The 6,494-nt window shown below is 69.1% G+C and carries 6 protein-coding genes and 1 riboswitch; all 6 genes read left to right on the forward strand.

All coding sequences use genetic code 11. The features are described 5' to 3' along the window. The first annotated feature begins 9 nt into the window (after nucleotides 1–9). A complete protein-coding gene (locus Q0588_RS10240; protein ID WP_298745859.1) occupies nucleotides 10–1,005 on the forward strand; it encodes an adenosine deaminase in 996 nt (331 codons plus the stop codon). Nucleotides 1,006–1,034: 29 nt separating this feature from the next. Further along, nucleotides 1,035–1,132, forward strand: a riboswitch (glycine riboswitch). A gap of 184 nt (nucleotides 1,133–1,316) precedes the next feature. After that, nucleotides 1,317–2,435 carry a glycine cleavage system aminomethyltransferase GcvT gene (gene gcvT / locus Q0588_RS10245; RefSeq protein ID WP_298745855.1) on the forward strand — a complete coding sequence of 373 codons (1,119 nt, stop codon included), beginning with the start codon at nucleotides 1,317–1,319 and terminating at the stop codon, nucleotides 2,433–2,435. Between the two features lie 20 nt (nucleotides 2,436–2,455). Continuing rightward, entirely contained in the window at nucleotides 2,456–2,821 is a 366-nt protein-coding gene (gcvH, locus tag Q0588_RS10250; protein ID WP_298745856.1) for a glycine cleavage system protein GcvH, read from the forward strand. A 7-nt stretch (nucleotides 2,822–2,828) separates the two neighbouring features. Then, nucleotides 2,829–3,590: an alpha/beta hydrolase gene (locus Q0588_RS10255; protein WP_298745857.1), complete on the forward strand. Its 762-nt coding sequence runs from the start codon at nucleotides 2,829–2,831 to the stop codon at nucleotides 3,588–3,590. Next, the gene (gcvPA, locus tag Q0588_RS10260; protein ID WP_298745858.1) at nucleotides 3,590–4,930 is read left to right on the forward strand and encodes an aminomethyl-transferring glycine dehydrogenase subunit GcvPA; all 1,341 of its coding nucleotides are present in this window, start codon (nucleotides 3,590–3,592) and stop codon (nucleotides 4,928–4,930) included. The genes Q0588_RS10255 and gcvPA overlap by 1 nt, the downstream gene beginning before the upstream one ends. Nucleotides 4,931–4,938: 8 nt before the next feature. Then, on the forward strand, nucleotides 4,939–6,494 hold a 1,556-nt coding region (gene gcvPB, locus Q0588_RS10265; RefSeq protein WP_298745860.1), incomplete at its 3' end, for an aminomethyl-transferring glycine dehydrogenase subunit GcvPB.

A 6,494-nucleotide genomic window follows, 5' to 3' on the forward strand; every position in this document is an offset into this window, starting at 1 on the left:
GACGCCTATATCGCCGGACTGCCCAAGGCCGAGCTGCACCTGCATATCGAGGGCAGTCTCGAGCCCGAACTGATGTTCGAGCTGGCGCGGCGCAACAGGGTCTCCATCCCGTTCGACAGCGTCGAGGCGGTGCGGGCGGCCTATGACTTCTCCAACCTGCAGGACTTCCTCGACATCTATTACGCCGGGGCCGAGGTGCTGCGGAGCGAGGCGGATTTCCACGACCTGGCGCTGGCCTATTTCCGGCGGGCGGCGGCGGACGCTGTGCGCCACGCCGAGATCTTCTTCGATCCGCAGACCCACACCGACCGCGGCATTCCGTTCGGGGTCGTGGCCGAGGGGCTGCTGGCGGGCATGAAGCGGGCCGAGCGCGAGCTGGGGGTCAGCTCGAAGCTGATCCTGTGCTTCCTGCGCCATCTGGACGAGCACGCGGCCTTCGACACGCTGCACCAGGCGGAGCCGTGGCTGGACCGGATCGAGGGGGTGGGGCTGGATTCGTCCGAGGTCGGGCATCCGCCGTCGAAATTCCGGCGGGTGTTCGAACGCGCCGGCCAGATGGGGCTGAAGCGGGTGGCCCACGCCGGCGAGGAAGGGCCGCCCGACTATGTGCGCGAGGCGCTGGACCTGCTGCACATCGACCGGATGGACCACGGCAACCGCTCGATGGAGGACGAGGCGCTGATCGAGCGGCTGGCGGCGTCGGGGATGACGCTGACGGTCTGCCCGCTGTCGAACCTGAAGCTGTGCGTGGTCAGGGACCTGAAGGACCACCCCGTGCCCGAAATGCTGCGGCGCGGCCTGCATGTGACGCTGAACTCGGACGATCCGGCCTATTTCGGCGGCTATGTGAACGACAACTACCGCCGGCTGGCCGAGGCGACGGGGCTGACGCGGGAGCAGGTGACGCGGATGGCGCGGAACAGTTTCGAGGGGTCGTTCCTGGGCGAGGCGGACAAGGCGGCGCGGATCGCCGAAGTCGAGGCCTGGGCCGCCCGTTCCGCTTGACTTCGCGCCGGAGTCGGGGCCTAGGTCGCGACGCTCTCGCGGGAGAGATCGGGGCCTTTTCGGAGGCTTCGGAGCCGAAGGCGCAACCGCCCCGGAAACGCTCAGGCAAACGGACCGCGAGGACATACGGACGCTGGAAAGTCGCTCCCCATTCCCGGGATTCATGGGCGCGCCGACGGAGCAAGCCTTGTCATCCCGGACGGTGCGCAGCGCCGAGCCGGGACGGGGCGGAATCTCTCAGGCTTCAGGACAGCGGGGGCGCGAGGACGGCGGAGGCTTCCGCTTCAAAACGCGACCGCGAAAGTCTGACCATGACCGACGAGACCCTGAAGACCACGCCCCTCAACGCCGCGCACCGCGCCCTCGGCGCCCGGATGGTGGCTTTTGGCGGCTACGACATGCCGGTGCAGTACGAGGGGGTTCTGGCCGAGCACCGCTGGACCCGCGAACACGCCGGCCTGTTCGACGTCTCGCACATGGGCCAGTGCAGGATCACCGGCGCGGACGCCGTGGCCCAGTTCGAGCGTTTCGTCCCCGGCGACTATGCGGCCCTGAAGGCCGGGCGGCAGAAATACAGCCTGCTGCTCAATGACGAAGGCGGCATCATGGACGATCTGATGGCCGGGTGTCCCGATCACGACGGCCTCCATGTCGTGGTCAACGCCGGCAACAAGGACGCCGACTTCGCCTTCCTCGAAGCCAACCTGCAGGGCGACGCCAGGCTGACGGTGCTGGCCGACCGCGCCCTGATCGCCATCCAGGGACCGGAGGCGGCCGAGGTCATGGCCGCGCACGAGCCGGTGCTGGCCGAGTTCGGCTTCATGGACTGCGCCCGGCTGATGCTGTTCGGGGTCGACTGCTTCGTCTCGCGCTCGGGCTACACCGGCGAGGACGGCTACGAGATTTCGGTCCCGGCCGACCAGGCCGAACGCGTCTGGAACACCCTGCTGGAAGACGCCCGGGTCAAGCCGATCGGCCTGGGCGCGCGCGACAGCCTGCGGCTGGAGGCCGGCCTGCCGCTGCACGGCCACGACATCGACGCCACCACCAGCCCGGTCGAGGCGGCCCTGACCTTCGCCCTGTCGAAGTCGCGCAAGGAGCGGGCGGACTTCAACGGCGCCGGCCGCATCCTGAGGGAACTGGCCGAGGGACCGTCGCGGGTGCGCGTCGGCCTGTCGGTCAAGGAAGGCGCCCCGGCCCGCGAGGGCGCCGGGATCGCCGACATGGACGGGAGCGTCATCGGCAAGGTGACCTCGGGCGGCCCCTCCCCGACCCTGGGCCGCAACATCGCCATGGGCTATGTCCCGCCGGCCTTCGCCGCTCTGGGCACGGAGCTGAAGGTCATCGTGCGCGGCAAGCCCGCCGCCGCCGAGGTCGTCGCCATGCCCTTCGTCGCCCCACGCTACTATCGCAAACCCAAGACCGCCTGACGGCTACCCGGAGAACTGAGATGCGCTTCACCAAGGATCACGAGTGGGTTCGCCTCGACGGCGACGTCGCCACCGTCGGCATCAGCAAGCACGCCGCCGAGGCCCTCGGCGACGTGGTGTTCGTCGAGACGCCGGAGGCCGGCAAGACCGTCGGCCGGGGCGACAGCTTCGCCGTGGTCGAGAGCGTCAAGGCCGCCTCGGACGTCTACGCCCCGGTCGCGGGCGAGGTGATCGAGGGCAACGCCGCCCTCGCCTCGGCCCCCGAGACCGTCAACGCCGATCCGGAAGGCGAGGGCTGGTTCGCGAAGATCAGGGTGGCGGACGCCTCGCAGGTCGAGGCCCTGATGGATCGGGCGACCTACGACCAGTACCTGACCACGCTCTAGATCTTTCGTGACGCCCGCTCCGATCATCCTCGTCCACGGCTTTATCGGTCCGTTCCACGTGGCTGGTCTGGACGATTCGCTTCATCGTCCGGTTTTGTCTCCGGACTTGGCAGGATATGGACAGGATCGCGCGCCGACTGACGAGATCGGACTGCCCATCCAGACAGCGCGGGTCGTGGCGCTGATCGACGCCACCGAAGGGCCTGTCGATTTGGTCGGGCATTCCGTTGGCGGTGCAATCGCCATGATGGCAGCCGATGCCCGGCCTGACCGGGTCCGGCGAGTTGTTAACATCGAGGGCAATTTCTCGCTGCAGGACGCCTTCTGGTCGGCTGGGGTCGGACGAATGGCGGCCTCCGAGGCGGAGGACATGCTGAATGGTTTTCGCCAGAATCCGGGAGCATGGTTGGCGCGCTCAGGTGTCGAACCGAACGCAGCCAATCTCGCCTGGGCTTGCGATGCGCTGGCGTTCCAGGATGCCGAAACGCTCAGAGCCATGGGAAGATCGGTCACGGAGTTCACCGATCGACCGGAGTATGAAGCCTTGCTGCGACGCGTGTTCGAACGCCTGTCGGTTCATCTTGTCGCCGGCGACCGGTCGCGAGTCGGCTGGCACGCGCCCGACTGGGCTCTTCAAATGGCGTCGACGGTCGATGTCGTCCCCGACGCGGGCCATTTGCTGATGATCGAGCAACCGGCCGCTTTTCAGCGCCTCCTCGAACGGCTTCTCGCCGAAGCGCCTGCTCCTCCTATCCAAGAGATCACCTGATGCGCTACCTGCCCCTGACCCCCGACGACCGCACCGCCATGCTGGCGGCGATCGGGGCCAAATCCATCGACGACCTGTTCGTGGACGTGCCCGAGGCGGCGCGGCGCGAGGGGTTCGTCGATCTGCCGCGGGTGGCGGGCGAGCTGGAGGTCGAGCGGGCGCTCGGCGCCATGGCGGCGAAGAACACGGCGGCGGGTTCCGCCCCCTTCTTCTGCGGGGCGGGGGCCTATCGCCACCATGTGCCGGCCACGGTGGACCATGTGATCCAGCGCTCGGAGTTCCTGACCAGCTACACGCCGTACCAGCCGGAGATCGCCCAGGGCACGCTGCAGTATCTGTACGAGTTCCAGACCCAGGTGGCGAACCTGACCGGCATGCCGGTGGCCAACGCCAGCCTCTACGATGGGTCAACGGCGATGGCCGAGGGGGTGCTGATGGCCACCCGGGTGACGCGCCGCAACAGGGCGGTGATCTCGGGCGGGGTGCATCCGCACTATGTCGCGGCCACCGAGACGGTGGTCCACGCCGTCGGCGTCGAGACCCAGGTGCTGGCCGCCGCCGTCGACGCCGAGGCGGAGGTGATCGGCCAGATCGGCCCGGACACCGCCTGCGTGGTGGTCCAGACCCCGAACGTGTTCGGAACGGCGACCGACGTGACGAAGATCGCGGAAGCGGCCCACGCCGCCGGGGCCCTGCTGATCGTGGTGGTCACCGAGGCCGTGTCGATGGGGCTGCTGAAGTCGCCGGGCGAGATGGGGGCCGACATCGTCGCCGCCGAGGGCCAGTCGATCGGCAACGCCCTGAACTACGGCGGCCCCTATGTCGGCCTGTTCGCCTGCCGCGAAAAACTGGTGCGCCAGATGCCCGGCCGCCTGACCGGCGAGACCGTGGACGCCGACGGAACGCGCGGCTTCGTCCTGACCCTGTCGACCCGCGAACAGCATATCCGCCGCGACAAGGCCACCTCGAACATCTGCACCAACTCGGGCCTGTGCACCCTGGCCTTCACCATCCACATGAGCCTGCTGGGCGAGACGGGGCTGCGCAAGATGGCCCTGCTGAACCACGAGAAGGCGCTGGCGACGCGGGATGCGCTGGCGAGCATTCCGGGTGTCGAGGTGCTGACGCCGCGCTTCTTCAACGAGTTCGCCGTTCGGCTGCCGAAGAACGCCACGCAGGTGGTCGACGCCCTGGCCGCCAGGGGCGTGCTGGCCGGCGTGCCCTACGGCCGCCTCGCCCCCGCCGCCGGCATGGACGACGTCCTGCTCGTCGCGGCGACCGAGACCACCACCGAAGTTCATATCGCCGCCCTCAAGACCGCCCTGGCGGAGGTTCTGTAATGAGCACCATGAACACCGTCGGCCGCCCGACCACGCCGAACCGCGTCGAGACCAGGCCCGCCACCCTGACCGGCGGGCGCGGCCTGTTGCAGGACGAGCACCTGATCTTCGAGAGCGACGGCTGGGGCAAGACCGGGGTCGACCTGCCGGAGCCGAAGGGCGAGGGCGCCGATCTGGGCGATCTGGTGCGGCGCGACCCGATCGGCCTGCCGGGCCTGAGCGAGCCCGAGGCGATGCGCCACTATGTGCGGCTGAGCCAGAAGAACCACGCCATCGACCTGGCCATCTACCCGCTGGGCTCGTGCACGATGAAGCACAACCCGCGCCTCAATGAGAAGATGGCGCGCCTGCCGGGCTTCTCGGACATCCACCCGTTGCAGCCGGTGTCGACGGTGCAGGGCGCGCTGGAGCTGATGGACCAGCTGGCCCACTGGCTGAAGACCCTGACCGGCATGCCGGCGGTGGCGATGAGCCCCAAGGCCGGCGCCCATGGCGAGCTGTGCGGCCTGATGGCCATCCGCGCCGCCCATGAGGCCAGCGGCGAGCACGAGCAGCGCCGCAAGGTGCTGGTGCCGACCTCGGCCCACGGCACCAACCCGGCCACCGCCGCCTTCGTCGGCTATACGGTCGTGGAAGTGGCCCAGACCGACGACGGCCGCGTCGACGTGGCCGATCTGGCGTCCAAGCTGGGCGACGATGTCGCCGCCATCATGGTGACCAATCCCAACACCTGCGGCCTGTTCGAGCGCGACATCCTCGAGATCAGCCGGCTGACGCATGAGGCGGGGGCCTATTTCTACTGCGACGGGGCCAATTTCAACGCCATCGTCGGGCGGGTGCGGCCGGGAGACCTCGGCGTCGACGCCATGCACATCAACCTGCACAAGACCTTCTCGACCCCGCACGGCGGCGGCGGGCCGGGCGCGGGGCCGGTGGTGCTGTCGGAAGCCCTGGCCCCGTTCGCCCCGGCCCCGTGGGTGGTGGCCGGCGAGGACGGCTTCCGGCTGGTCGAGTTCGCCGAGGACGAGGCGGCGCAGGCCTTCGGACGCCTGTGCGCCTTCCAGGGCCAGATGGGCATGTTCGTACGCGCCCTGGCCTATATGATGAGCCATGGCTCCGACGGCCTGCGTCAGGTGGCCGAGGACGCGGTGCTGAACGCCAACTACATCAAGGCCCGGCTGCAGGACCTGATGAGCCCGGCCTTCCCGGAGGGGCCGTGCATGCACGAGGCCCTGTTCGACGACGCCTGGCTGAAGGGGACGGGGGTGACCACGCTCGACTTCGCCAAGGCGATGATCGACGAGGGCTTCCACCCGATGACCATGTATTTCCCGCTGGTCGTCCACGGCGCCATGCTGATCGAGCCGACCGAGACCGAGTCGAAACAGGAGCTGGATCGCTTCATCGCGGCGATGCGGGCGCTGGCGACAGCGGCCAAGGCCGGCGAGGTCGACCGCTTCAAGGGGGCCCCGTTCCACGCGCCCCTGCGCCGCCTCGACGAGACCCGGGCGGCGCGCTCGCCGGTGCTGCGCTGGACGGCCCCGGCCGGCTCGAACGCCGCCGC

This window comes from uncultured Brevundimonas sp. (assembly GCF_937870815.1).
In the GTDB taxonomy this organism is placed as follows: domain Bacteria; phylum Pseudomonadota; class Alphaproteobacteria; order Caulobacterales; family Caulobacteraceae; genus Brevundimonas.

Excerpts from the sequence above, each read along its gene's own strand:
- gcvH (WP_298745856.1), top strand. The coding sequence starts at position 2,456 with ATGCGCTTCACCAAGGATCACGAGTGGGTTCGCCTCGACGGCGACGTC.
- gcvPA (WP_298745858.1), top strand. The coding sequence starts at position 3,590 with ATGCGCTACCTGCCCCTGACCCCCGACGACCGCACCGCCATGCTGGCG.
- gcvT (WP_298745855.1), top strand. The coding sequence starts at position 1,317 with ATGACCGACGAGACCCTGAAGACCACGCCCCTCAACGCCGCGCACCGC.